General features: G+C 73.6%; 28 protein-coding genes. 18 read left to right on the forward strand and 10 right to left on the reverse strand.

Annotation, left to right across the window (positions count from 1 at the left end; all coding sequences use genetic code 11):
* Positions 1 to 690 precede the first annotated feature (690 nt).
* From BKA00_RS00365 to BKA00_RS00405, 9 genes are all read left to right on the forward strand, one after another.
* On the forward strand, positions 691 to 1,137 hold the full coding sequence (locus BKA00_RS00365; protein ID WP_185023020.1) for an XRE family transcriptional regulator: 447 nt from the start codon (positions 691 to 693) through the stop codon (positions 1,135 to 1,137).
* An 88-nt stretch (positions 1,138 to 1,225) separates the two neighbouring features.
* Positions 1,226 to 1,570, forward strand: coding sequence for an NADH-quinone oxidoreductase subunit A (locus BKA00_RS00370; RefSeq protein WP_185023021.1), 345 nt, complete (start codon positions 1,226 to 1,228; stop codon positions 1,568 to 1,570).
* Entirely contained in the window at positions 1,561 to 2,442 is an 882-nt protein-coding gene (locus tag BKA00_RS00375) for a hypothetical protein (RefSeq protein WP_230299135.1), read from the forward strand. The genes BKA00_RS00370 and BKA00_RS00375 overlap by 10 nt, the downstream gene beginning before the upstream one ends.
* The gene (locus tag BKA00_RS00380) at positions 2,435 to 3,298 is read left to right on the forward strand and encodes a complex I subunit 1 family protein (RefSeq protein ID WP_185023022.1); all 864 of its coding nucleotides are present in this window, start codon (positions 2,435 to 2,437) and stop codon (positions 3,296 to 3,298) included. The genes BKA00_RS00375 and BKA00_RS00380 overlap by 8 nt, the downstream gene beginning before the upstream one ends.
* Positions 3,295 to 3,834, forward strand: coding sequence for an NADH-quinone oxidoreductase subunit J (locus tag BKA00_RS00385; RefSeq protein ID WP_230299134.1), 540 nt, complete (start codon positions 3,295 to 3,297; stop codon positions 3,832 to 3,834). Before BKA00_RS00380 ends, BKA00_RS00385 begins: the two co-directional genes overlap by 4 nt.
* Entirely contained in the window at positions 3,831 to 4,136 is a 306-nt protein-coding gene (gene nuoK / locus BKA00_RS00390; protein ID WP_185023023.1) for an NADH-quinone oxidoreductase subunit NuoK, read from the forward strand. Before BKA00_RS00385 ends, nuoK begins: the two co-directional genes overlap by 4 nt.
* 40 nt (positions 4,137 to 4,176) lie before the next feature.
* Positions 4,177 to 5,814 carry an NADH-quinone oxidoreductase subunit 5 family protein gene (locus BKA00_RS00395; RefSeq protein ID WP_185023024.1) on the forward strand — a complete coding sequence of 546 codons (1,638 nt, stop codon included), beginning with the start codon at positions 4,177 to 4,179 and terminating at the stop codon, positions 5,812 to 5,814.
* 4 nt (positions 5,815 to 5,818) lie between these two features.
* A complete protein-coding gene (locus BKA00_RS00400) occupies positions 5,819 to 7,303 on the forward strand; it encodes a complex I subunit 4 family protein (protein ID WP_185023025.1) in 1,485 nt (494 codons plus the stop codon).
* Positions 7,300 to 8,667: an NADH-quinone oxidoreductase subunit N gene (locus tag BKA00_RS00405; RefSeq protein ID WP_185023026.1), complete on the forward strand. Its 1,368-nt coding sequence runs from the start codon at positions 7,300 to 7,302 to the stop codon at positions 8,665 to 8,667. The genes BKA00_RS00400 and BKA00_RS00405 overlap by 4 nt, the downstream gene beginning before the upstream one ends.
* 34 nt (positions 8,668 to 8,701) lie before the next feature.
* On the opposite strand, the gene BKA00_RS00410 is transcribed toward BKA00_RS00405, so the two are convergent.
* Entirely contained in the window at positions 8,702 to 9,100 is a 399-nt protein-coding gene (locus BKA00_RS00410; RefSeq protein ID WP_185023027.1) for an NUDIX domain-containing protein, read from the reverse strand.
* Between the two features lie 71 nt (positions 9,101 to 9,171).
* Here BKA00_RS00410 and BKA00_RS00415 point away from each other — a divergent pair, with 71 nt between their 5' ends.
* Entirely contained in the window at positions 9,172 to 10,131 is a 960-nt protein-coding gene (locus BKA00_RS00415) for a LysR substrate-binding domain-containing protein (protein WP_230299133.1), read from the forward strand.
* On the opposite strand, the gene BKA00_RS00420 is transcribed toward BKA00_RS00415, so the two are convergent.
* From BKA00_RS00420 to BKA00_RS00440, 5 genes are all read right to left on the reverse strand, one after another.
* Positions 10,128 to 11,360 (reverse strand): NAD(P)-binding domain-containing protein, encoded by a 1,233-nt coding sequence (locus tag BKA00_RS00420; protein WP_185023029.1) that lies wholly within the window; start codon positions 11,358 to 11,360, stop codon positions 10,128 to 10,130. The genes BKA00_RS00415 and BKA00_RS00420 overlap by 4 nt on opposite strands.
* A 93-nt stretch (positions 11,361 to 11,453) precedes the next feature.
* Positions 11,454 to 11,756, reverse strand: a complete 303-nt coding sequence (locus tag BKA00_RS00425) for a DUF202 domain-containing protein (RefSeq protein ID WP_185023031.1) — start codon at positions 11,754 to 11,756, stop codon at positions 11,454 to 11,456.
* A complete protein-coding gene (locus BKA00_RS00430; RefSeq protein WP_185023033.1) occupies positions 11,753 to 12,142 on the reverse strand; it encodes a YidH family protein in 390 nt (129 codons plus the stop codon). The genes BKA00_RS00425 and BKA00_RS00430 overlap by 4 nt, the downstream gene beginning before the upstream one ends.
* A gap of 96 nt (positions 12,143 to 12,238) precedes the next feature.
* Positions 12,239 to 12,934, reverse strand: a complete 696-nt coding sequence (locus BKA00_RS00435; RefSeq protein WP_185023034.1) for a MerR family transcriptional regulator — start codon at positions 12,932 to 12,934, stop codon at positions 12,239 to 12,241.
* 103 nt (positions 12,935 to 13,037) lie between these two features.
* Positions 13,038 to 13,757 (reverse strand): IclR family transcriptional regulator, encoded by a 720-nt coding sequence (locus tag BKA00_RS00440; RefSeq protein WP_185023035.1) that lies wholly within the window; start codon positions 13,755 to 13,757, stop codon positions 13,038 to 13,040.
* Positions 13,758 to 13,892: 135 nt separating this feature from the next.
* Between BKA00_RS00440 and leuC the strand changes: the two genes are divergently transcribed.
* From leuC to BKA00_RS00460, 4 genes are all read left to right on the forward strand, one after another.
* Positions 13,893 to 15,344 (forward strand): 3-isopropylmalate dehydratase large subunit, encoded by a 1,452-nt coding sequence (gene leuC / locus BKA00_RS00445; protein ID WP_185023037.1) that lies wholly within the window; start codon positions 13,893 to 13,895, stop codon positions 15,342 to 15,344.
* 10 nt (positions 15,345 to 15,354) lie between these two features.
* On the forward strand, positions 15,355 to 15,942 hold the full coding sequence (gene leuD, locus BKA00_RS00450) for a 3-isopropylmalate dehydratase small subunit (protein ID WP_185023039.1): 588 nt from the start codon (positions 15,355 to 15,357) through the stop codon (positions 15,940 to 15,942).
* Between the two features lie 157 nt (positions 15,943 to 16,099).
* Positions 16,100 to 16,333 carry an SCO5555 family protein gene (locus tag BKA00_RS40980; protein ID WP_185023041.1) on the forward strand — a complete coding sequence of 78 codons (234 nt, stop codon included), beginning with the start codon at positions 16,100 to 16,102 and terminating at the stop codon, positions 16,331 to 16,333.
* 158 nt (positions 16,334 to 16,491) lie between these two features.
* Positions 16,492 to 16,770: an HU family DNA-binding protein gene (locus BKA00_RS00460; protein WP_026403810.1), complete on the forward strand. Its 279-nt coding sequence runs from the start codon at positions 16,492 to 16,494 to the stop codon at positions 16,768 to 16,770.
* A gap of 123 nt (positions 16,771 to 16,893) precedes the next feature.
* Here BKA00_RS00460 and BKA00_RS00465 read toward each other — a convergent pair whose 3' ends face one another.
* Positions 16,894 to 17,106, reverse strand: a complete 213-nt coding sequence (locus BKA00_RS00465; RefSeq protein ID WP_185023042.1) for a cold-shock protein — start codon at positions 17,104 to 17,106, stop codon at positions 16,894 to 16,896.
* 10 nt (positions 17,107 to 17,116) lie between these two features.
* On the reverse strand, positions 17,117 to 17,794 hold the full coding sequence (cofC, locus tag BKA00_RS00470; RefSeq protein ID WP_185023044.1) for a 2-phospho-L-lactate guanylyltransferase: 678 nt from the start codon (positions 17,792 to 17,794) through the stop codon (positions 17,117 to 17,119).
* 84 nt (positions 17,795 to 17,878) lie between these two features.
* Between cofC and BKA00_RS39625 the strand changes: the two genes are divergently transcribed.
* The 3 genes from BKA00_RS39625 to BKA00_RS00485 all read left to right on the forward strand — a co-directional run bounded on the left by BKA00_RS39625 (position 17,879) and on the right by BKA00_RS00485 (position 21,002).
* Positions 17,879 to 18,799, forward strand: coding sequence for a lysophospholipid acyltransferase family protein (locus BKA00_RS39625; RefSeq protein ID WP_185023045.1), 921 nt, complete (start codon positions 17,879 to 17,881; stop codon positions 18,797 to 18,799).
* 17 nt (positions 18,800 to 18,816) lie between these two features.
* A complete protein-coding gene (locus tag BKA00_RS00480) occupies positions 18,817 to 19,806 on the forward strand; it encodes an NAD(P)H-dependent glycerol-3-phosphate dehydrogenase (RefSeq protein ID WP_185033486.1) in 990 nt (329 codons plus the stop codon).
* A 71-nt stretch (positions 19,807 to 19,877) separates the two neighbouring features.
* Positions 19,878 to 21,002: a D-alanine--D-alanine ligase family protein gene (locus tag BKA00_RS00485; protein WP_185023046.1), complete on the forward strand. Its 1,125-nt coding sequence runs from the start codon at positions 19,878 to 19,880 to the stop codon at positions 21,000 to 21,002.
* Here the strand turns inward: BKA00_RS00485 and BKA00_RS00490 are convergent.
* Complete coding sequence (locus tag BKA00_RS00490) at positions 20,999 to 22,870, reverse strand: beta-propeller domain-containing protein (protein WP_185023047.1); 1,872 nt, start codon at positions 22,868 to 22,870, stop codon at positions 20,999 to 21,001. The two genes, BKA00_RS00485 and BKA00_RS00490, sit on opposite strands and share 4 nt — an antisense overlap.
* Before the next feature lie 158 nt (positions 22,871 to 23,028).
* Here BKA00_RS00490 and BKA00_RS00495 point away from each other — a divergent pair, with 158 nt between their 5' ends.
* Complete coding sequence (locus BKA00_RS00495; protein ID WP_185023048.1) at positions 23,029 to 23,601, forward strand: acetamidase/formamidase family protein; 573 nt, start codon at positions 23,029 to 23,031, stop codon at positions 23,599 to 23,601.
* Here the strand turns inward: BKA00_RS00495 and BKA00_RS00500 are convergent.
* The gene (locus tag BKA00_RS00500; RefSeq protein ID WP_179838482.1) at positions 23,598 to 23,939 is read right to left on the reverse strand and encodes a carboxymuconolactone decarboxylase family protein; all 342 of its coding nucleotides are present in this window, start codon (positions 23,937 to 23,939) and stop codon (positions 23,598 to 23,600) included. The genes BKA00_RS00495 and BKA00_RS00500 overlap by 4 nt on opposite strands.
* Between the last annotated feature and the right edge of the window lie 55 nt (positions 23,940 to 23,994).

Raw genomic sequence — 23,994 nt, forward strand, 5'->3', positions numbered from 1 at the left:
AGAACTGGAAATGAGGAATCTCGTAAGTGCGAAGGGAAGGTGACCGGCTTCGCCCGTCTGCCCGGTCGTCGTCCTACTTGCCCGAATGTGTCGGAGAGGTCGCGTCCGCGAGAGCCTCCGGGGAGGGGAAATCATTCACGATCACATCTCCCTGGAAGGGGTATTTGTGCGGAATTCCTCTCCTGACCTTGGGTGTTAACTGTCATCATGTGCCGAAGTAAGAGTATGGGAGAGGGGGTGTGCGGGCTCGCCGCCGCAAGGTGATTCGCGGGTGGGTTAAAGTCGGATTTGTCGCGATCGTTGGATCGGTTAATGCACGTGAAAATGGATTCCTTGATGCGATGAGAACTGAGATGTTTGGTTAGGCTTCCCTGTGTTCGAAGGAGGCGCGGGGGCCCCCGGGGCGGTCGGAGCGCCGGGAGGCCGCGCGCAATTCACGGCAATTTCGCGCCGATCGCTTCAGTGGGCCGGCCGGTGGGGGGTAGCTCGTCGCGCCGGTGCTCTCCCGGCTCGCGGGCGAGGGTCGTGGACGGGACGGGCCCGCGCCGCATGATCTCGGCCTTCCGCCTCCGCAGCGGTGCGCGAGCAGCCGCACCCGCTGCGGGTCGGTGATCTCCTGCCGCATGTCCTTGGCTGACGGATGAGGTTGTGGTCAACTTAAATCGCTGGCGATGGGGGAGTGGGAGCCGAATGCAGCGTCATGTGGACGAGGTGCCGCCGGGAGCGTCGCTCGCCGAGAGGGTCGAGTGGCTGATCCAGAACCTCTGGCCGGCGGACGCGGAGCCGCCGCGCAACAACGTCGAGACGGCCGCGGCCATCGCGCACGCCACCGGTGAGGACATCTCGTCCACCACCGTGTGGAAGCTGCGCACCGGGCGGCAGGAGAACCCGCAGCTGAAGACGCTGACGGCGCTCGCCACGTTCTTCGGCGTGCCGATCGGCTACTTCGGCTTCGCCGGAGAGTCCGAGCCCATCGGCGAGGACCTCACGCTGAAGGCCCTGCGCCGGGACGTCGAGCAGGGCGTCATCCGGCCCGAGGTGCTGCGCGCCCTGGTCGACCTGTCCCCGGAGGCGCGCTGGGTCGTGGACGAGATGATCCTCGCCGCCGCCGAGGCCGACCGCGTGCGCCGTGCCTGACGGCGCGCGGGCGGCGCCGGCCGATGTTTCACCGGGGAGCTGATCAGGTAGAGGGCGACTAGCACGTCACCCGTACCCCGGAGGGGCAATGCCGCCGTTCGCCGCCGTCCTCTCGGTCCTCGGGCTGGTGGTCGCCCTGATCGCCGGGGTCTACGCCGTCCCGTCCGCGACGGCGCCCCGCGGGTTCGAGAGCGGGCCGTTCCTGTCGGGGGCGCGTCCGGCCGAGCACGCGGTGTCGAGGTACCACGTGCGCTGGTACACGGTGTCGATGGTCTTCCTCGCCTTCGACATGGAGATGGTCTTCATGTTCCCGTGGGCGCTCGTCGTCGCGTCGATCGGCGTCAAGGCGGTCGTCGAGATGTTCGCCTTCCTGGCGCTGCTGCTGGTCGGCGTCCTCTACGCGTGGCGGGAGGGGGTGTTCCGGTGGGCCTGAGACGGTCCATGGGGCTCGGACGGCTCGCGGTGCGGCACCCGTTCGTCGTCTCGGCCGCGGACGGGACGCGCGACCGGCTCGCGGTCGAGCGGGCGCTGCGCGGACGACGGTGGCGTCCCGCCCTGTCGCCCGCGGAGACGGGGATGCTCGTGGTGTGCGGGAATCCCGGGCCCGCGCTGGCCGAGGCCATCGACGTGGTCTGGCGGGACATGCCGGAGCCGCGCGTGCGCGCCTCGGTCTCCGACCTGGACGGCGTGGCCGGAGCGCCGCGTCCCGCGCTCGACCTGGACGCCGGCATGGCCGACCGGGCCGACGACCGGGACGGTCTGAAGCTGGACGTCCTCCATGTGCCGCTCGGTCCCGTGCTGTCGTACTGGCCGGCGGGGCTGCGCGTCGACCTGACCTTGCAGGGCGACGTCGTCCAGTCGGCCGAGGCCACCGCCGTCGACAGCGGCGGCGGCGGGACGTTCTGGACGCGGGAGCGCCAGGCGGCGTCCCGCCTGGACAGCCTTTCCCGGCTGCTGCACGTGGCGGGATGGGAGGCGGCCGGGGAGCGCGCCGCGGTGCTGCGCGACGACGCCCTGAACGGGACCGCCGACGACGTCCTGGCGCGGCGGTTCGCGCGGTTCGCCCGGATGGTCGGGCGGTCGCGCGCGCTGGCATGGATGACGCGGGGCTTGGTGAAGGACCGGCTGGACGGCTGGCTCGGCGACGTCGGCGCGGCCCTGGAAGGACGGCCCGTCCGGCCGCGCGGGACGTGGGACGAGACGGCGGCCGTCCTGCCCGTGCTGCTCGAAGGGGCGGAACTGGCCCGGGCCCGGTTGATCGTCGCGAGCCTGGACCCCGACCTCGGGGCGGTCGCCGATGGTTGAGGTGCTGGTCCTCGGCGTCCTCGCGGTCGCGGCGGCGTCGTTCGGCGGCGCGCTCGCCGGACGCCCGGCCGAGCCGTTCCGCGAAGCCGCGCGGCTGCTGACGACGCAGTGGCGCGTCACGGCCCGGGCGGACGTGCTGCTCACCAGGATCGGCGTCGTGTCGCTGCCGGTGGCGGCGGCGCTGGCGGCGCTGGTGGTGCCGTTCGGCGACCGCGTCGCGGTCGGGACGCGGGTCGGCGTCGTCTGGTTCAACGCGATGGAGGTCGTCGCGTGGGGATCGGTGTGGCTCGCGGGCTGGGGCGTCAACTCGGCGTTCGGGCTGGTCGGCGGGTACCGGTTCCTCGCGCAGGGGCTCGCCTACGAGCTGCCTCACATGTTCGCGCTCGTCACCGCCGCGCTCGCCGCGCACTCGCTCGACCTGCGCGCCATCGGGCAGGCGCAGGACGGGCTGTGGTTCGCGGTCTGGATGCCGGTCGCGTTCGTCGTCTACCTGGTCTCGGCTGCGGCGATGGCGTTCTGGGGGCCGTTCGACCATCCCGTCGGCGCCGACGTGGCCGGGGGCGTCCTGGCCGAGCTGTCCGGTCCCGACCGGCTCGTCTTCCTGGCGGGACGCTACGGGCTGCTGGCCGTGGCCTCGGCCGTCGCCGTCCCGCTGTTCCTCGGCGGCGGCGCGGGACCGCTGCTGCCGGCGTGGCTGTGGTCGCTGCTGAAGACGTGCGCCGTCCTGGCGCTGCTGGTCTGGACGCGGCGGCGCGTCCCGGTGCTGCGCATGGACCGCGCCATGACCGCGGCGTGGACGGTCCTGATCCCGGCCTCGGTCCTGCAGATGCTCGTCGTCGCGATCGTCGTGGTGTGAGGGGGACCGTGGAGGCCGTCGCGTTCTGGGTGCTGGCCGCCGCCGCCGTCGGGGCGGGCGTCGCCGTGTTCGTCGTGGACTCGATGGCGCGGGCGACGTTCGCGCTGCTGGCCTCGTTCCTGTGCGTCGGCGGCGAGCTGCTGCTGATCGACCTGCACTACCTCGGCGTCCTGATCGTCCTCATGATGATCATGGAGATGCTGGTGATGGCCGTCTTCATGGTCATGTACATGATGAACCCGGCCGGGCTGATGCCGATGACGATGCTGCACAACCGGCGGGGCGCGCTCGCGATCTCCGGTGGCGCCTTCGCCGCGCTGGCCGCCGGGGTGTTCACCGTCCCGTGGCCGGAGCGCGAGGGGCGCCCGCCGCGCGACCCCACGGTGGCGCTCGGCGAGGCGATCATGGGGCCGAAGATGCTGGTCATGATGGTGATCGGCGTCGCCATCCTGGCCACGATGATCGCGACGGTGGTGCTGTCCGCGCACCGGGGCCGCTATGACCGGGACCGCGACGGCGGGGAGGCGGCGCGATGACGCTGGAGGCGTTCCTGCTGCTCGCCGCCGCGCTGTTCTGCGTGGGCCTGTTCGGCGCGCTGTCGCAGCAGTCGATCGTGATGCTGATGATGGGCCTGGAACTCATGGTCAACGGGATCGTGGTCGCCGCGGCCGCGTTCTGGTTCTGGGTGTCGCCCGGCGCGGCGGACGGGCAGGTCCTCGTCCTCGTCGCGATCACGGTGATGGCGCTGGAGATGGCGATGGGGTTCGCCGTCGTCACCGCCCTGTTCCGGGCCCGCGACGTGGACACGACCGACGACGCGGGGGACCTCAGAGGATGAGCGGCGGGAGCGAGGCCGCCGGCCCGAGGGGAGCGCGCGGATGACGTTCCTTCCCGGATGGCCGGGCGGGCTCGCGGTGGACGGGCTGTCCGCCGTCCTGCTCGTGACGCTCGGCGCCGTCCTGGCCGCGGTCCTCGCCTTCGCGGCGGGGCAGGGGTACGGCGCCCGCTTCTTCGGCCTGATGCTGCTGTTCGCCGCGGCGATGGCCGTCACGGTGACGGCGACCGACCTGGTCCTGCTGCTGATGGGCTGGGAGGTCATGGGCGCGATGTCGTACGCGCTCATCGGATACGAGTGGTGGGACGAGCGGCGGGTCCGGTCGGCGGGCGTCGCGTTCCTGACGACCCGGGCCGCCGACATGGGCCTCTACGCGGCGGCCGGGTTCGCGATCGCCGGGGCCCACTCCCTGCGGCTCGACGACCTCGCCGCGTCCGGCACCCCCTGGCGGGACCTGATCGCCGCCGGACTCGTGGTGTCGGCACTCGGGAAGTCGGCGCAGCTCCCGTTCTCGTTCTGGCTGTCGCGCGCCATGGACGGCCCGAGCCCCGTGTCGGCCCTCCTGCACTCGGCCACGATGGTCGCCGCGGGCGCTTACCTGCTGATACGCGTGCATCCGCTGCTGGCCGCGACCGGCTGGGCCGCCACGCTCGTGACCTGGGCCGGGGCCGCGACCGCACTGGTCCTGGGCGCCGTCGCGCTCGCGCAGCGCGACCTCAAGCAGCTCCTCGCCGCGTCCACGTGCGCGCAGATCGGATTCATGGTGCTCGGGGCCGGTGCCGGCGCGCTCGGCGGCGGGACGGCGCACCTCGTCGCGCACGCCGCGGTGAAGAGCCTCCTGTTCCTCTGCGCGGGCGTGTGGCTGGGAGTGCTCGGCACGAAGCGGTTGGACGCGTTGCAGGGCGCGGCGCGGCGGCATCGGACGGTCGGCGCGTCGTTCGGAGTGGGCGCGCTCGCGCTGGCCGGTGTCCCGCCGCTGTCGTTGTGGGTCACCAAGGACGAGATCCTCGCGGGCGCGGGCGGCTCGCCCGCCCTCCTCGCCGTGGGGCTCGCGGCGTCCGTCCTGTCGGCCGCCTACGCCGCGAAGGCGCTGCTCGCCGCGTTCCGCCCGGTGGCCGGAGGCGGAGCGTTCCGGGTGCCGCTCGCGCAGCAGGCGCCACTGGTCCCGCTGGCCTTCGCGGCGGCCGTGCTCGGGGCGCTCGGCCTCCCTCCGGTCGCGGACGCCTGGCGGCGCCTGCTCGGCGTACCGGACGGAAGCGGCCCCGGGGCGTGGATGTTCGCCCTCTCCGGGGTTCTCGCCGCCCTCACGGTGGGCGCGGTCATGGCCGTCCGGCGGATCCCGGAGCCCGCGTGGGCGCTGCACTGGCTCTGGCTGGAGGACGCCGTCTCGGCCGTGGTGGTCCGTCCGGCGTTCGCCGCGGCTCGCGGGCTGGCCCGGTTCGACGACCGGGTCGTCGACGGCGCGGTCCGGGGCGCCGCGCGCGGCGTCCAGGCGGTCGCCGGTCTGGCCGGGCGCCGCGTCGAGTTCCGGGTGGGCGGCCTGGTCGCCGCGGTCGGGCGCGCGGCGCGCGGGCTCGGCGCCCTGGCGCGGCGCCCGCAGACGGGGCAGGTCCACATGTACTACGCCCAGGCCGCGGTGGTGCTCGCGGTGCTCGTCGTCGTCGCCGTCCTGGCCGGGTGAGCCGATGCTGAACCTGGTGATCCTCCTCCCGCTGGCGGTGGCGCTCGCGCTGCCCGCCGTCCCGCGCCGCGCCGTCCCCTGGACGTGGATCGCCGTCAGCCTCGTGGACCTCGCGCTCGTCATCGGGATGTGGGCCGCGCACGGCACCGGCGGCGGGATCGCGTACGAGACGGACGTGCGGTGGATCCCGTCCGTCCGGGCCGGCTACCACGTCGGCGTGGACGGCCTGTCGCTGCCGCTGCTGGCGCTGACCGCCGCCCTGTTCGCCGCGTGCGCGGTGTACTCGCTGCGGCAGACCCACCGGGTGCGGGGCTTCGCGATCCTGTTCCTCTTCCTGGAGACCGTCTGCCTGGGCCTGTTCGCGGCTCTCGACCTGCTGCTGTTCTTCGTCTTCTTCGACCTGTCGATCGTCGGCATGTACTTCGTGATCCTGCTGTGGGGGCACGGCGACCGGACGCGGTCGGCGCTGGTGTTCTTCCTCTACACGTTCCTCGGATCCCTCGTCCTGCTGCTCGGGTTCATCGGCCTCTACCTGGGCGCCGACCCGCACACGTTCGACATGGTCGAGCTGACCCGGACCCCGCCGCTGAGCGGCGGCCCGGCGGGGCTGACACTCCTCGCCGTCGGCATCGGACTCGGCATCAAGACGCCCGTCGTGCCCTTCCACACCTGGCTGCCGCCCGCGCACACCGACGCGCCCGCCGCGGGGTCGGCGATCCTCGCCGGGGTCATGCTGAAGATGGGCACCTACGGCCTCATCCGGATCGCGATGCCGATGCTGCCGGACGCCTGGCGGCACTACGCCCTGGTGTTCCTGATCGTCGGGCTGGTCGGCGTCCTGTACGGGGCGCTGGTCGCGCTGGCGCAGGACGACCTCAAGCGGCTCGTCGCCTACACGTCGGTCAACCACATGGGCTACATCGTCCTCGCGCTGGGCGCGGCCGGGTACGCCACCGGCGACGCCGACGCGCGGCGGCTCGCCGTCACCGGCGCGGTCACGCAGATGGTCAGCCACGGCCTCGTCACCGGCGCCCTGTTCCTGCTGTGCGGGGTCCTGTACGACCGGGCGGGCGGCTACGACCTCGGGCGGTTCGGCGGAATCGCGCGCGGCGCGCCGGTCTTCGCCGCGCTGGCCGCGGTGGCCGCGTTCGCCTCGCTCGGGCTGCCGGGCCTGTCCGGGTTCGTGGCCGAGTTCCAGATCCTCGCCGGGACGATCGGGAGCGGCACGGCGGCGACGGCGGTCACCGGCGCCCTGGCCGTCCTCGGCATCCTCGTCACCGCCGCGCTGTTCCTGCGCGTCCTGCACCGCGCCGTGCTCGGCCCGCCCGGCGAGCTGACCCCGCTCGTCACCGACGTGCGGCGGCCCGAACTGGCGGCGCTCGTCCCGCTGCTGGCGCTGTCACTGGTGATCGGCGTCGCGCCGCGCTTCCTGCTCGACACGATCGAGCCGCTGTCGGCCGCCGTCGTCGCGCTGGTGGGCCGCCGATGAACGAGAACCCCGCCGACCTCGCCCCCGAACTGTGCGTGCTGGCCGCCGCCGTGGCCGGGCTGATGGCGGGGATGTTCCTGCCCCGCCGGCGGCAGTGGCCGGTCCCGGCGGTCTGCTCGGCCGGGCTCGTCGCGGGCCTGGCCTTCGCGGGGGCCGCGGCGACCCGTCCCGGCCTCATGGCGTTCGACGCCTTCTCCGTCGACGCGATCACGCACGTCACCCGGATCACCGTGCTCGGCTCGACGCTCGCCGTCGTCCTGCTCGCGGCCGGGCGGGTCCGCGGCCATCCGAGGGAGAGCGAGCACCACGTCCTGATCCTGCTCTCCGCACTCGGGACGATCATGCTCGGCACCTCGTCCGACCTGCTCGTCCTCGTCGCCGCGTACCTGCTGGCGAGCATCCCCGCCTACGCGCTCGCCGGGTTCGGCAAGGACGCGCCCGGGACCGAGGCCGCGCTCAAGTACTACCTGATGGGCGCGCTGCTGGGCGTGCTGATGCTCGGCGGCGTGACGCTGCTGTCCGGCGTGGGGCGCGGCACCGCCTACCCGGTGCTGCGGGCCGGGCTCGCCGGCGCGCCCCCGGCGGCGGTCGCGGCGGGCCTCGTCGCTCTCCTCGCCGGTCTGCTGTTCAAGGCGGGCGCCGCCCCGGGCCACTACTGGGTGCCGGACGTGACCGAGGGCGCCCCGCCCGCCGTCGCCGCGTTCGTCACCACCGTCCCCAAGATCGGCGCGTTCGCCGCCCTCTACCGGTTCGGCGCCGAGACCTCACCGGACGGCTGGGCCGCCCTCCTCGCCGTGGTCGCGGCGGCGACGATGACGCTCGGCAACCTCGCGGCGTTCGGGCAGGACAACGTCCGGCGCCTGCTGGCGTACTCGACCGTGAGCCAGGCGGGCTACCTGCTCGTCCCGGTCGCGATGGCGGGACGCACCGACCTGGCCCGGCCCGCGCTGCTGTACTTCGTGGCCGCCTACGCGGTGACGAACCTGGGCGCCTTCGCGGTCGTGGTCGCCGCCGGCCGCGACGACCTGGCCGGATACGCCGGGCTGCTGCGCGCCTCCCCGCTGCTCGGCCTGTCCCTCGTCGTCTGCCTGCTCGGCTTCGTCGGGACGCCGCCGACCGCCGTGTTCGTCGGCAAGGTCCTGATGTTCGGCGCCGCGCTGGACGGCGACCACGCGTGGCTCGCGGTGGTCGCCGCCGTGAACACGGTCGCCAGCGTCTTCTACTACCTGCGCTGGATCGTCCCCCTGTTCCGGCGGCCGGCCGGCCCGCCGCGCCGGGCCCGCGGCGCCACCGCGCTCGCCGCTGCCGCCGCCCTGCTGTCCCTGGCCCTCGGCATCGCCGCCGGCGCGGCCCTCGCCGCCTAGGGGCGTAGCGGCGGGCGAGAGTGCGGAACGTTGATCAGGCGAGCAGGCCGTGCCGCTCGGCGAGGTCGAGGGCGGCCTGAGCGGCCGGTGCGAGCAGGTTCCGGTCGCCGCGCCCCACGTAGACGTACTCGTCCACCTCGCCGGCCGCCGCCATCGCGCCCCGGTACGCGGCGGTGAAGCAGGCCATGCGGACGTGGGCGAAGTCGGGCTGGTCATGGGCGGGAGCCCGGACCACGCCCAGTTCCCGGAAGGACGCCCGGTCCAGCTCCAGAGCCAGCTCCTCGCGGACCTCCCGGGACAGGGCCGACCAGTCGTCCTCGCCCGGCTCCCGTTTCCCGCCGGGCAGGTAAAGCAGGTCGCGGCCCCGGGACCGGACGGCGAGCATCCGGCCGTCCGACACCTGGATCCACGCGACGACGTCGAGATCTTCCACGGCGGTCATTGTCCCCCAGGCCGCGCGGCGGCGCGCGGTGCGGCGGCGCCGGTGGCCGTATGCTCCGGGACGTGCGTGCCGAAGCCCTCGACCCCGTCCTGCTGCGGACCTTCGTCGCCGTCGCCGACCTGGGCTCCTTCACCGCCGCCGCGGCCGCGGAGGGCTACACCCAGTCGGCCGTCTCGCGGCAGGTCGCGGCGCTGGAGGACGTCTGCGGGGTGGAGCTGTTCGCACGCGGCGCCCGGGGCGTGCGGCCGACGCCCGCCGGGGAGTACCTGCTTCCGCACGCGCGCGCCCTCCTCGACCGGCTCGCCGACACGGCCCGCGCCCTCGACGGGCTGCGCCGGCTCGACACCGGCACCCTGCGGCTGGGCGCGTTCCCCACCGCCAACGCCGCGCTCGTCCCCCGCGCGCTCGCCCGGTTCCGGGCCCGGCACCCGGGCGTCCGGCCGCTGCTGCGCGAGGGGACCACCGAGCGCCTGCTGCCGATGCTGGAGGCGGGGGACCTCGACCTGGCGCTGGTCAGCACGCACAAGATTCCCTCGATCGCCGCCGACGACCTGGTGACCCTGCTGGACGACGCGCTGCTCGTCGCGCTGCCGTCCGGCCACCGGCTCGCCGCGCGCGAACGCGTCCCGCTCGCGGAGCTGGCCGACGAGCCGTGGATCGTCGCCGACGACCCGGAGGCGATCGCGGCCCTGCGCGCCCGGTGCGAGGCGGCCGGGTTCGTGCCGCAGACGCCGCTGCGGGTCGCCGAGTGGATCTCCAAGCTGGGGCTGGTCGCCGAGGGGTTCGGCGTCACGCTCGTCCCGGCCGTGGCGGCCTCCGCCCTGGCGCGGGACGGCGTCGTGCTGCGCGCCGTGACGTCCGGCCGCCCCCGCCGCGCCGTCTACGCGGCGGTGGGGCGGCACGCGCGCAGGTCCCCGGCCGTCACCGCGTTCCTCGCGGATCTGCGGCACGTGGCCGCCGAGCTGCGGTCCGAGGACGGCCCCGGGGACCGGCGCGGCGCGGCCGGCGGGACCCGGCCCTAGGGGACGACCGCGACGATCTCCACCTCCAGCAGCGCGTCGGGGTGGAAGAGCCGGGACACCTCGACGGTCGTGCTGGTGGGCGCCGGGCCGGTGAAGTACCGCCTGCGGACGTCGCCGTACTCCCGCAGCCGGTCCAGGTCGGTGACGAACGTCCGGATGTTGACCACGTCGCCGAAGCCCGCCCCGTGCGCGGCGAGGATCCGCTCCAGCAGCGACATGATCACCTCCGACTGGCGGGTCATGTCGCCGGGCTTGTCCACCGTGCCGTCATCGCCGAGGGCGATCTGCCCCGACACGTACAGCATCGGGCCCTGCGTCACGTAGGCGGTGTGGGAGTAGGCCGGGTTCGGCGGGGCCGGAACGGTCTGGGGGTTGTCGAGCGTCAGGCGCATGGGCGGGGTCCTCCTGATGTGGTCGGTGAGGGTGACGAGGTCGTGGCCGCCGAGCCCGGCGGCGAGCGCGGCGTCCGTCCGCGCGCGGACGGCGGACAGGACGCCCGCGTGCGGGGAGCCGTCGAGGGCGAGGCCGAGGTCCTTGGCCGCGAGGGCGAGCGTGAAGCGCGGCGAGTCGCCGTCGGTGTGCTCCTTGAGGCGGCGGGCCTGCGGGCTGGTGCGCGTCAGCGCGTCCAGGGCGAGGCCGGGGTCGACGCCCAGCCGGTCGGCCAGGGCCAGCGCCTCGCCGAGGACGGCGAAGTTCCCGACGAGCGTGCTGTTGACCACCAGCTTGAGCGCGGCGCCCGCGCCGGGCGGGCCGACGTGCCGGACGTCCCCGAGGACGGCGAGGGCGCCGGCGCAGCGGGCGAGATCCTCCGGTTCGGCGCCCGCGAGGATCACCAGCTCGCCCGCCTCCGCCTGCGGGACGCTTCCGGAGACGGGTGCGTCGACGTACCCGATCCCCTCGGAGAGCCGGCTCCGGACGCGGCGGACGGCGTCCGGGCCGATCGTCGACATGTCGGCGATCACGGCGCCGGGCGCCAGGGCCGGGGCGGCGCCGTCCGGGCCGAACAGCACGTCGTCGACGGCGGCCGCGTCGGTGAGCATCGTGACGACCAGCTCGCGGTCCCGCGCGGCCTCGGCGGGCGTGCCGCGGAGGGCGGCGCCCGCCTCCGCGAGCGGCGCGGCCCGCGAGGGCGTGCGGTTCCAGACGGTCAGGTCGTGCCCGGCGGCGGTGAGGCGGCGGGCCATGGGGAGGCCCATGCGTCCCAGTCCGAGAAAGGCGATTCGTGTCATAACGCGAACGACGTTAGAGGTCCCGCAGCCATGACACCAGCGAAGGCTTCGCACAGCAGCCATGCGCAGCCCGCATAGCTAACGGGGCGCGCCTCAGAAGGCGAAGGCGGCGGCGACCCCGGCCAGCAGCATGGCCAGACCGGTCGTGATCAGGATCGAGACCGGGTCGGCCACGCCCGCTCCGGACGGCAGGGTGCGCCGGGCGTGGAAGCTCCTGCGGGTGCGGCGCAGCATCAGCGCGGCCCCGCCGCACACGACCGCCGCCGCGAGGACCGTGCCCGGGGCCGAGGGGGCGAGCCGCACGCACAGCAGCCCCGCGCCGATCAGGGCCAGGGTGGTGCGCGACCAGGCCAGCGCCGTCCGCTCCGGCTGCGCGCCGGGGTCCCGGAGCCTCACCGGGTGATCAGCAGCGCGACCAGCAGCACGATCGCGGCGCCCGCCAGCCCGTAGGAGATGACCGGGGCCAGCGCCGGTGGCGGCAGCGTCTCCGAGCGGCGCAGGGCGCGCTCGGTGCGCAGCCACCGGCGGAACGCCAGCACCGCGACCAGGGCGCCCCCCGCGGCGAAGCCGACCGCGAGCACCTGCCGCAGCGGCGATTCGATCAGGTCGCGGGCCAGGGCGAGGCCGATGCCGCCCGCGATCAGTGCCAGCGCCGTGCGGATCCAGGCCAGGAACGTGCGCTCGTTGGCCATGGTGAAGCGCGGATCGGGGTCGTCGCCCTCGGCGAGCAGGCGGTCGGTCCACCTGCCGCCGGAGGGGCCCGGAGGCGTCGTCGCTGTCATCGCCTTTCATATTAGGCGAAGAAAGTGAAAGCCCTAATTCCGGGGCGTGAATGGCAATTCCGATCGTCTATCCCGGAAAAGCCTGGTGGGACCGGGTCAGGCCGGCGGGGCGGGGTCCGGCCGGGGGGCGCGGTCGGGCGCGGGAGAGGCCCGCGGGCCCGGTACGGCAGGGCCGAAGCGGCGTGCCGAGGCGTCCTCCTGGGCCAGCCGGTGCAGGGACGTGAGGACCTGCTCGTAGAGGACGGTCGAGACCAGCAGCGAGTGGACGGTCCGGGCCCGCGGGGCGCCCTCCACGACCCGCCCGATCTCGTGCTCGGCGACCTCGGCGGCGGCCTTCACGTAGGGGCGCAGGTCCTTCAGGGTGATCGGGAAGCCGAGGCGGCGCAGCGCCACGAACGCGTGCGCCAGCAGGTCGCGGGCGGGGGCGCGGTCGCCGACCTGCCAGCCGAGCTCGCGGACGATGGCGTCGACGTCCTCGCGGGCGGCCCGCCAGTGCGGGTCGTGCGGCGCGGCGACGTGCGGGCCGACGGCGTGCTGGGCGGTGGCGAACAGCTCGTGCATGCCGACCCGGTCGTCCTCGACGGCCTCGATGACCTCCTGGATCGCCGAGATCGGCAGGTCGCCCACCTCGCGCAGCGCGCTGATCAGCCGGAGCCGCTCCAGATGCCGCACGTCGTACTCCGAGCGCGTGGCGCTGACCGCCGAGCCCTTCGGCAGCAGGCCCTCCCGGATGTAGAACTTGATCGTCTGCACCGTCAGCCCGCTGCGGTCGCTCAGCTCGGAGATCTGCACGTTGCACCCCCTTTACCGAAGCCAACGGTAGCGAGGTCGGGGGCGCGGAGACCGGCACAATCGCAGGTCCGTCCGGCTTGTGGCGATTCGCCCCGCGGCCGGATCAGGACGCGGTGCGCCGCATGCCCTCGGAGATCTTCTCGGCGGCCGCCGCGACGGGCGCGGCGTGCAGGCGCCCGGGGGAGCGGGTGAGGCGTTCGAGGGGGCCGGACACCGAGACGGCCGCGATCACCCGTCCGGCGGCGCCGCGGATGGGGGCCGAGACCGAACCGACGCCCTGCTCCCGTTCGCCGACGCTCTGCGCCCAGCCCCGGCGCCGCACGGACGCCAGCGTCGTGGCCTCGAACTTGGCGCCGCGCAGGCCGCGGTGCAGCCGGTCGGGCTCCTCCCAGGCGAGCAGGATCTGCGCGGCGGAACCCGCCGTCATCGGCAGCGCCGCGCCGACCGGGATCGTGTCGCGCAGCCCGCTGGTGCGCTCGGCGGCGGCCACGCAGACCCGCACGTCCCCCTGCCTGCGGAACAGCGACGCGCTCTCGCCGGTGTGGTCGCGCAGCTGGGCCAGGACGGGCTGCGCGATCGCGAGCAGCCGGTCCTCGCCCGCGGCGACCGCGAGCTCCGCCAGCCGCGGCCCGAGGATGAAGCGGCCCTGCGCGTCGCGGTGGACGAGGCGGTGGTGCTCCAGCGCGACGGCCAGCCGGTGGGCGGTCGGGCGCGCCAGCCCCGTCGTCTGGACGAGCTGGGCGAGCGAGGCCGGACCGGCCTCCAGCGCGTTCAGCACGAGCACCGCTTTGTCAAGTACGCCGACTCCGCTAGAGTTGTCCATGCATTGATATTGACGTCTCGTAATTTGAGATGCAAATCGAGGCGGCCGGAACCGCCCGGGCGACCGGCCGGCGGCGCGCCGCCGACCGGCACGACGACCAGCACAGCAGACGATCAGCACAGGTGAGGTGGAGTGATGGGCCGAACACTGGCCGAGAAGGTGTACGACGCGCACGTCGTACGGCACGCCGAGGGCGAGCCCGACCTCCTCTACATCGACCTGCACCTGGTCCACGAGGTCACCAGCCCGCAGGCGTTCGACGGGCTGCGGATGGCGGGCCGCCAGGTCCGCCGCCCGGACCTGACGATCGCCACCGAGGACCACAACGTCCCGACCACGGACCTGCTCAAGCCGATCGCCGACCCGGTGTCGCGCACCCAGGTCGAGACGCTGCGCAAGAACTGCTCCGACTTCGGGATCCGGCTCCACCCGATGGGCGACGAGGGCCAGGGCATCGTGCACGTCATCGGCCCGCAGCTGGGCCTGACCCAGCCGGGCATGACCGTCGTGTGCGGCGACTCGCACACCTCCACCCACGGCGCCTTCGGCGCCCTCGCCTTCGGGATCGGCACCAGCGAGGTCGAGCACGTCCTCGCCACGCAGACGCTGCCGCAGATCCGCCCGAAGACGATGGCCGTCACGGTCGAGGGCGCGCTGCCCGAGGGCGTGACCGCCAAGGACCTGATCCTCGCGATCATCGCACGGATCGGCACCGGCGGCGGCCAGGGCCACATCGTCGAGTACCGCGGCGAGGCCGTCCGGTCGCTGTCGATGGAGGGCCGCATGACGGTCTGCAACATGTCCATCGAGGCCGGCGCCCGCGCCGGGATGATCGCCCCGGACGAGACGACGTTCGCCTACCTCAAGGACCGCCCGCACGCCCCTCAAGGCGAGGACTGGGACCGGGCCGTCGAGTACTGGACGTCCCTGCGCACCGACGACGACGCGGTCTTCGACCGGGAGGTCGTGATCGACGCCGCCGAGCTGACCCCGTTCGTCACGTGGGGGACGAACCCGGGCCAGGGCCTGCCGCTGGGCGGGTCCGTGCCCGACCCCGCGTCCTACGACGACCCGGTCCAGCGCCAGTCCGCCGAGCGCGCCCTGGAGTACATGGGCCTGACCGCCGGGACGCCGCTGCGCGACATCGCGGTCGACACCGTCTTCGTCGGCTCCTGCACCAACGGCCGCATCGAGGACCTGCGCGCCGTCGCGGCGGTGCTGGAGGGCCGCAAGGTCGCCGACGGCGTCCGGATGCTGGTCGTCCCCGGCTCCATGAAGGTCAAGAAGCAGGCCGAGGAGGAGGGGCTGGACGCCGTCATCTCGGCCTCCGGCGCCGAGTGGCGCGAGGCCGGCTGCTCGATGTGCCTGGCGATGAACCCCGACAAGCTCACGCCCGGCGAGCGCAGCGCCTCCACGTCCAACCGCAACTTCGAGGGCCGGCAGGGGCCCGGCGGCCGCACCCACCTGGTGTCGCCCGCCGTCGCCGCCGCCACCGCCGTGACCGGGCATCTGGCCGCCCCCCATGACCTCGGCGGAGCCGCCGGGGGGTCTGGGGGGCCGTCCTCCCAGAGCGAAGCCGACCTGTAGAGGAGCCACGATGGAAGCGTTCACCACCTACACCGGGCGCGCGGTGCCGCTGCGCCGCAGCAACGTCGACACCGACCAGATCATCCCGGCCGTGTGGCTCAAGCAGGTCAGCCGCACCGGATTCGACAAGGGCCTGTTCTCGGCCTGGCGCGAGGACCCGGAGTTCGTGCTCAACCAGCCGCGGTACGAGGGCGCGGGCATCCTGGTCGCCGGGCCGGACTTCGGCACCGGCTCGTCCCGCGAGCACGCCGTCTGGGCGTTGCAGCAGTACGGCTTCCGCGTCGTGATCGCGCCGCGCTTCGGCGACATCTTCCGCAACAACTCCACGAAGATGGGGCTGCTGCCGGTCGTCCTCACGGGCGAGCAGGTCGAGGCGCTGCAGAGCGCGGTCGAGAAGGACCCCGCCCTGGAGATCACCGTCGACCTGGGCGAGCGCGAGGTCCGCTGGGACGCCGGCACCGCGGCGTTCGAGATCGACGACTACACCCGCTGGCGGCTGATGGAGGGCCTGGACGACATCGGCCTCACGCTGCGCCACGCCGATGCCATCGCCGACTTCGAGGCCGGCCGCACCGCGCTGCTCCCCACCACGGTGTAGCCCCACGAGAACCGCGTGACCCCGCCCATGACGCCGGATACCCGGAGGTATCCGGCGTCACGGGCGCGCCCGAACGTACCCCGGGCGAGACGGTCGGCCCGGGTGCGGGGAGAATCTCCGTAGTGTGCACCGACCACCGACCGTTGGGGGGCTCCCAGTGAGCACGGCCCCGTGGACCGGGCCAGAGTGGGACGATCCGGCGTTGACGCAGCTAGCACGACAGTTGCGTGACGCTCATCGCGCCGTGGCACCGCTCCCGCCACAGGACCGGCAGCGGCTCATCCGGCACCTGCTGGCGATCACCGATCTGGCCAAACGGGACGCCGAACTGGCCGCCCGCAGGCTGGACGCGTTCCTCGCCGATTTCCAAGACGGGCCCGGCGTCGGTTAGCGTGCGCAGTGGCCGGATCCGGTCCGGTCACCGGGCGAGACGGGGGCGAGACCGACAAAAACGCCAGCGACACGCCATCGTTTGCTTGCAGGTGATTGTGTCCATGGTGAGGGTCCCTTAGTTTCGTTCGGGCAAGGGGGGAACTAGAGGAGTAACCCATGAACAAGCGTGAGCTGGTCGACGCCATCTCTGACCGGCTGGGCAGCAAGAAGGCCGCAGCCGAGGCGGTCGACGCCATCCTGGAGGCGATCCAGACCGCGGTCGCCAAGGGCGACAAGGTCGCGATCACCGGGTTCGGTTCGTTCGAGAAGGCCGACCGGCCTGCCCGCACGGCCCGCAACCCCGCAACGGGAAAGACCATCGAGGTTCCCGCGACGTCCGTGCCCAAGTTCAAGGCGGGCGCCGACTTCAAGAACCTGGTGGCCGGCAAGAAGTAAGTGACTCACCGCGACAGCGCCCGGGGCCGACTGGTTCCGGGCGCTGACGCGTTTCCGGGCCCGTCCGGCCGGGCCGTCCGGGACGCGCACGTCCGGGGCGGTCCGTCAGGCGGGCTGCCCTGTTCAGGCGGGCGGGGCGGGCAGCGGGAAGGTCGACAGCGTCACCGCCGAGACCCGCTCGCCGTCCAGCGCGAGGTTCACCCGCTGGCCGAAGCGCAGCAGCCTCAGGCCGCCCGCCGCGAACGCCTCGGCGTCGAAGGGCAGTTCCGTCCCGTCGTCGAGGAGCACGCTCCCCGAGCGGGTCTGCGCGTCGAACGCCTTCACGGTCCCCTGCATGCCCCCGACTCTAGGCCAACGAGGGCAGCCGGGAGGCGACGGCCGCGGTGCGGGGGCCGGCGCCGAGCGCGAGCGCCGCGCGGAGGTCGTCCGGGGTGTCGACGTCGCGGCGTACGCTGTCGGTGCCGGGCAGGAGGATCTCCCGCGCGCCGCGGGCGCGGTGGGCGGTCCGCGAGCCGCCGCCGAACGCGGGGGAGAACGGGACGCCCGGGCGGGCCGTGTAGAGGGTCGTACCGATGCCGGCCGCGTCCGGCACGAACGCCTCGGGCACGGCGCCGGCGGCGTCCAGGACGCGGGCGAGTTCATGTGGTCGCAAAGCAGGCAAGTCAGCCGAAAGCGCCCCAATGCCGGCGTCGGCGGCCATCTCGCGGCCGCGTCCGGCGCCGTAGACCAGGGCCGGGTTCAGGCCGGCATCCGGGACGTCCGGAACGATACGGGCGCCGAGGGCGGCGAGCTCGGCCGCCGGAAGGGGATCGTCGGTGACTACGATCACGTCGCGGACCCGGTCGCAGCGCAGCGCGGCGGCGACCGTGTCGGCCGCGACCGCGAGCGCGAGGGCCTCCCGGTGCGGCCCGGCCGCCGCCGACATGCGGGTCTTGGCCCTGGCGAGGACCTTCACGGGGACGACGAGGGACCACCGGAGCGGCGGCTTCCCGTGCGATCGCGCGGGGGGTGCAGGTGTAGACATGGCAACTCGACACTATGCGCCCGCAACCGCGACACTTGAGGACACCCCAGGTTCACCTGTGGGACGGATCGAGGGAGGGGCGGGATGAGCGGAGCGAAGCGGGGGGTCGCCCCCTCGCAGGAGGAGGGACGCCCGGGCCACCGCTACTCGCCGGGGTGGCGCAAGCTCACGATCGTCATCCTGCGGCCGCTGCTGTTCGGGCTGCTCGGACGCGACTGGCGCGGCCGCGGCAACGTCCCGAGGAAGGGCGGCGTCATCATCGCCGCCAACCACATCTCCGAAGCCGACCCCCTCGCCCTCGCCCACTTCGTCTACGAGTCGGGCCGCTACCCCGTCTACCTGGCCAAGTCCACGCTGTTCGACGTGCGGTTCATCGGCGCGGTGCTGCGCGGCACCGGCCAGATCCCGGTCTACCGCGACAGCGCCGACGCCTCCCTGGCCCTCAGGGACGCCGAGAAGGCCCTGCTGGACGGCGAGTGCCTGATGTTCTACCCGGAGGGCAGCTGCACCCGCGACCCCGAGCTGTGGCCGATGACGGGGCAGACGGGCGCCGCGCGGATGGCGCTGCAGACCGGCGCCAAGGTCGTCCCGGTCGCGAGCTGGGGCGCGCACGAGCTGATGCCGTACAAGAAGGGCGAGCAGAAGGGCCTGGCGGGCAGCCTGAAGAAGGGCGTCCACCCGCTGCCCCGCAAGACGATGAGAGTGATCGCCGGGCCGCCCGTGGACCTGTCGCGGTACGCGGGGCTCCCGCTGGACCGCGAGACGCTGCGCGCCGCCACCGACGACATCATGTCCGCGATCACCGCCCTGCTCGGCGAGCTGCGCGGCGAGGAGCCGCCGGCCGAGCCCTTCGACCACCACAGGGTGCTGGAGGAGCGCCGCCGCGCCGCCGAGGCCGAGGCGGCCGCCGGCGCGGCCAGGGGCGCGGTCCCCGAGCAGGCCGGACCGGCCGGGCCGGAGCCCGCCGGGCGGCGCGCGGCCGAACCGAAGGCGGCCGACTCGTGACCTTCCGTACCGCGGTGATGGGCTCCGGCTCCTGGGGCACCACGTTCGCGATGATGCTGCACGACGCCGGCGGCGAGGTCACCCTCTGGGGACGCCGCCCGGAGGTCGTCGAGGGCATCAACGAACGGCACGAGAACACCGACTACCTGCCGGGCGTCCCGCTCCCGGAGCGCATCCGCGCCACCCTCGACCCGGCGGAGGCGCTGCGCGGCGCCGACTTCGTCGCGCTCGCCGTCCCCGCGCAGACGCTCCGGCACAACCTCGGCGGCTGGGTGCCGCTGCTGCCGCGCGAGGCCGTCCTGGTCAGCCTGATGAAGGGCGTCGAGCTCGGCACCACCCGGCGGATGTCGGAGGTGATCCGCGAGGTCGCCGACGTCCCCGAGGAGCGGGTCGCGGTCTTCAGCGGGCCGAACGTGGCGCGCGAGATCGCCACCGGCGAGCCCAGCGCCGCCGTCGCCGCGTGCGTGGACGAGGACGCCGCGCGCGGCCTGCAGGCCGCCACCATGACGTCCTACTTCCGCGTCTACACCTCCACCGACGTGATCGGCGTCGAGCTGGGCGGCGCGGTGAAGAACGTCGTCGCCCTGTGCGTCGGGATGTCGGTCGGGCTCGGGTTCGGCTCCAACACCCAGGCGCTGCTGATGACCCGCGGGCTGGCCGAGATCGCCCGGCTGGGCGCCGCCCTCGGCGCCGACGAGCACACCTTCGCCGGCCTCGCCGGGATGGGCGACCTCGTCGCCTCCTGCGTCTCGCCGCTCGCGCGCAACCGGACGTTCGGCGAGAACCTCGGCCGCGGCATGACCCTCGACGAGGTCATCGCCGTCACCAAGCAGACCGCGGAGGGCGTGAAGTCGGCCGAGGCGGTGCTGGAGCTGGCGCGCAAGCACAACGTGGAGATGCCGATCACCGAGGCCGTCACCGCCGTGCTGCACCGCGGCATACCGATCAAGGAGGCGGCGATCTCGCTGATTTCGCGGTCTCCCAAGCCCGAGCGGTACGGGGTGTGACGGAATGACCGCGCAGCGCGCCCGGTTCGCTCGTGGCCGACCCGTGCTGATCACCGGTAGGGTCGGGCGTCATGTCCCAGGTTTCTAGGATCCGCGTGGCGGTGGTCTTCGGCGGTCGCAGCTCCGAGCACGCGATCTCCTGCGTCACCGCGGGCGCCGTCATGGCCGCCATCGACCGGGACCGGTACGAGGTGGTGCCGGTCGGCATCGCCCGCGACGGGCGCTGGGTGCTCCCGCCCGCGGACCTGCGCCTGGCGATCGAGGGCGGCCGGCTTCCCGAGGTGACCGGGGAGGGCGGCGTCCTCGCGCTGCCGTTCGACCCCGACAGCCGCGGCCTGATGGTGGTCAAGCCGGGCGAGGTGCCCGCGACCCTCGGCGACGTCGACGTGGTCCTGCCGCTGCTGCACGGCCCCTACGGCGAGGACGGCACGATCCAGGGCCTGCTCGACCTCGCCGGCATCCGCTACGTCGGCGCCGGCGTGCTGGCCAGCGCGGTCGGCATGGACAAGGGGTTCATGAAGCTCGTCTGGCAGGCGCGCGGCCTGCCCGTCGGCCCGTACGTTCTGGTCGGCGACCGCGAGTGGCGGCGCGAGCGCAAGCGCAAGGTCGACGAGATCATCCGGGAGCTCGGCCTGGCCGACGGCACGCCGGTGTTCGTCAAGCCGGCCCGCGCCGGGTCGAGCATGGGCATCACCCGCGTCACCGACGAGGCCGACCTGGAGGCCGCGGTCGACGCGGCCCGCGAGCACGACCCCAAGGTCATCGTGGAGGCCGCCGTCGAGGGCCGCGAGATCGAGTGCGGCGTCCTGCAGGGCGTGGACGACGGCCCCGCCGAGGCCAGCCTGCCCGCCGAGGTGCTGATGGCGGGCGGCCACGACTTCTACGACTTCGAGACGAAGTACCTCGACGGCTCCACCACCATGGCGATCCCGCCGGACCTGCCGCCCGCCGCGATCGAGGAGGTCCGCCGCATCGCCGTGCAGGCGTTCGACGCCCTCGACTGCGAGGGCCTCGCCCGGGTCGACTTCTTCCACACGCCCGACGGCCGCTGGATCCTCAACGAGATCAACACGATGCCCGGCTTCACCCCGGCGTCGGCGTTCCCGCAGATGTGGGCCGCGACGGGGCTGGACTACCCGGCGCTGGTCGACCGGCTCATCCAGACGGCGCTCCAGCGCTCGACGGGGCTGCGCTAACCGAACGCGAGCCGCTCGCCGCCCTTGAGGGTGGCCGCGTCGACGGCGTGCGCGCCCGCCCCGGAGATCGTCCAGAGGGTGTCGCCGATGACGAGCGAGCGGCTGACACCGTCGCCGTAGTCCCTGCCCGGGTTCCGGACGGTCCCGAGCTTCGTGACGCCCGTCCCGGTGACCTTGAGGGCGAGGGCCTCGGGCGGGCCGCCGTCCCGCCGCGTCACCGGGACGACCGTGAGACCGGTCTTCGGCCAGTACAGGAACGCGTGCGGTTCGAACTCCGCCTGCGAGTTCGCCCCGGGGAGCTTGTAGGCGTCCAGCCTGCGGGGCTCGGCGGAGACGTCGAAGAGGGACACCTGGAGGCCGCTCGTCCGGCCGGAGGCGTCGGCGTCCTGCCCGACGCCGAGCAGCCTCCCGTCCGCCGTGGGGTGCAGGTAGGCGGAGTAGCCGTTGATCTTGAGTTCGCCGGTGGTCCGGGGGCGGCGGGGATCCTTGAGGTCGACGACGTACAGCGGGTCGGTCTGCCGGAACGTCACGACGTAGCCCGTCGCGCCGATGAACCGGACGGAGTGGATCCGCTCGCCCTTGCCGAGACCGCCGAGCCGTCCGACCTGGTCGAGTCGCGCGCCCTGCTGGGCCAGGACGTACACCGAGCTCTGCGACGCCTCGCTGCCGGGTTCATTTCGGCTGGTCGTCGTGGCAAGGCGCAGGTTCCCCTCGTGCTCCGACATCGAGTACTGGTTGAGCAAGAAGCCCTTCACTGAGCCTGAGGCCACGTAGCCAGGACGGCCGCTACCGCGGACGTCGAACTTGTAGATGTCCGTACGCGGCTCGACCGCCTTCTTGCGCGGCCACGCGAAAAGCTGCGGGGGAGTGCCGGTGATGTACAGGCTCTTCCCGTTGCCGTAGACGGTCGAGCCGTCAGCGGTCACCGCGACCGGCCGCGGGTCGCCGAGGCCCTTCGCCATGTCGAGCGTCAGCACGGTCAGCATCGAGGAGCCCGCGTACGAGGACGGGCGGCTGACCTGGTCACAGGGCGTCCGATACGTCGCCCCGCCCTCCACCTCGAAGGACGGGAGCCAGGCGTCCAGCGGCGCCTTCCACACGGCCTCCCGGTTCGCCGCGGTGGCCTTCTTCTCGCCGTCGCCGCCGGGGAAGTAGACGCGCGGCCGCGACTTCACCACCACGCGGACCGTGGATCCGCTCTGCCGCGCGTCCAGGTAGTCGGCGCCGGACGTCATCGTCCCGGCGACCTTGGGCTTGCCGGACAGATCGACCAGCGTGATGCGGGTCGTCCGCGTCGGCTCCGGCAGCGGCCGGCCGGGCGCCGGCCCGCCCGGCACCGGCTTCTCGAAGGGGACGGCCCTGGCCTGCCGTGTCAGCACGAGCACGCGGTCACCGCTGAGCAGCAGTTCCCCGTTGTCGTAGCGGGTGGTGCCCGGCAACTCCAGCGTGTGCGCCACCTTGCGCGACACCGGGTCGATGACCCTGAGCCGTCCCCGGGCGAACGCGACGATCCTGCGGCCGTCGGTTTTCACGAGATCGGGCTCGTCCGCGTCCGGCTCGTGCGAATTCGTGGTGGAGTGCTCCGGAGCGGGCGCGGGAGCCCCGGGGACCTTTCCGGCGCTCGGCGCCTTCGCCAGCGCCTCGACGCCGTCGCCGAGCACGTCGAGCCCGGCGAGCCCGTAAGGGCCGACCTTGTCCAGGGTGGCGCGGCGCAGCTCGCCGAGGAGCGCGTCACAACCGTGATAGGCGACGAGCCGCACCGGCGGCGCCTGGACGTCCGGGGCGTGGACCTGCCCTGACCTGGTGCACCCGGCGGTCCCGGCCAGAAGGAGCGCCGTCGTGACCGGGAGGACGATGCGACCGCGCATGGACCTTGGACGCTCGCGCCCGCGACCCGGTTCCCGGGAAACGAGGATTCTCCGGTGAAGGCCGTCTTACGCGAGCGTCAGCACGCCGAAACCGTCCGGAAACAGCGGCTGGGCACGATCGGAACATCACCTGGACCCGCCGGAAGGAGCTCTGCCCGATGCCTTCACCAGCCATGTTCGACCTCGACGACCCCGGGATGCGGGACGTTCTCGGACACTCCCACTGGCACCCCGATATCCCGGGAGTGGCGGAGGTCATCACGGGCGGGTCCGTCCGGATGGAGTGCCCCGGCCGGGAACCCGGCGGCGGCCTCCTGCTGTGCGGCCCGCTCGTCGTCGTCGGAGCCGAGCCCGGCGACGTGATCGTCGTGGACGTGCTCGCCGTCGGGCGCCCCGGCGGCGGACGCGACGCCGGCGGCCACCCCGGCATCGTCGGCTGCGCCCCGTCCGACCCCGTGGCCGTGCCCGGCGACGCGCGCGGCCGCGACGTGGGCGGATGCCTCATCGCGCCGCTCACCGCCGGCTCCCGCATCCTGCTGCCGGTGCACGTTCGGGGCGCGAAGCTGTCGGTGGGCGACCTGCACTTCCCGCGCAGGGGCGCCTACGACTGCGGCGAGCCCGGCGTGCCCGGCTGGATCGACCTGCGCGTCAGCCTCACCCGGCAGGGCGTCGAACGGTTCCGCGTGACCGGGCCGATGCTGATGCCCGACCCGACCCCGCGCCTGTGCTAACCGTCCCGCCGCGCGCGCTTCTCGTGCCTGGCGATCAGCGTGTCGATCTGGACGCTCAGCTTCGACCCGAGCGGCCAGCCGATGTAGTGGGTGAGGAACACGCCGATCTCGCGCAGCTCGTCCGGGGACAGCTCCCCGTTGGCCAGCGCCGCCGGGATCTGGATGTCGAGGACGTCGTTCAGCCCCTGACCGGCGAGGACCCCGACGAGCAGCAGCCGCCGGTCCCGCATGCTCAGCCCCGGCCGCGTCCAGATCTCGCCGAAGAGGTGCTCCACGGTGATGCCGAAGAAGTCACCGGGCCCGTCCGACACCTCCCAGCCGTAGACCCGGCGCATCATCTCCAGCCCACGCTCACGCCGCCCCACACCCCCCGGTTCGCTCCGCTCATCTGTG

The sequence above is a fragment of the Actinomadura coerulea genome, from assembly GCF_014208105.1.
Classification (GTDB): domain Bacteria; phylum Actinomycetota; class Actinomycetes; order Streptosporangiales; family Streptosporangiaceae; genus Spirillospora; species Spirillospora coerulea.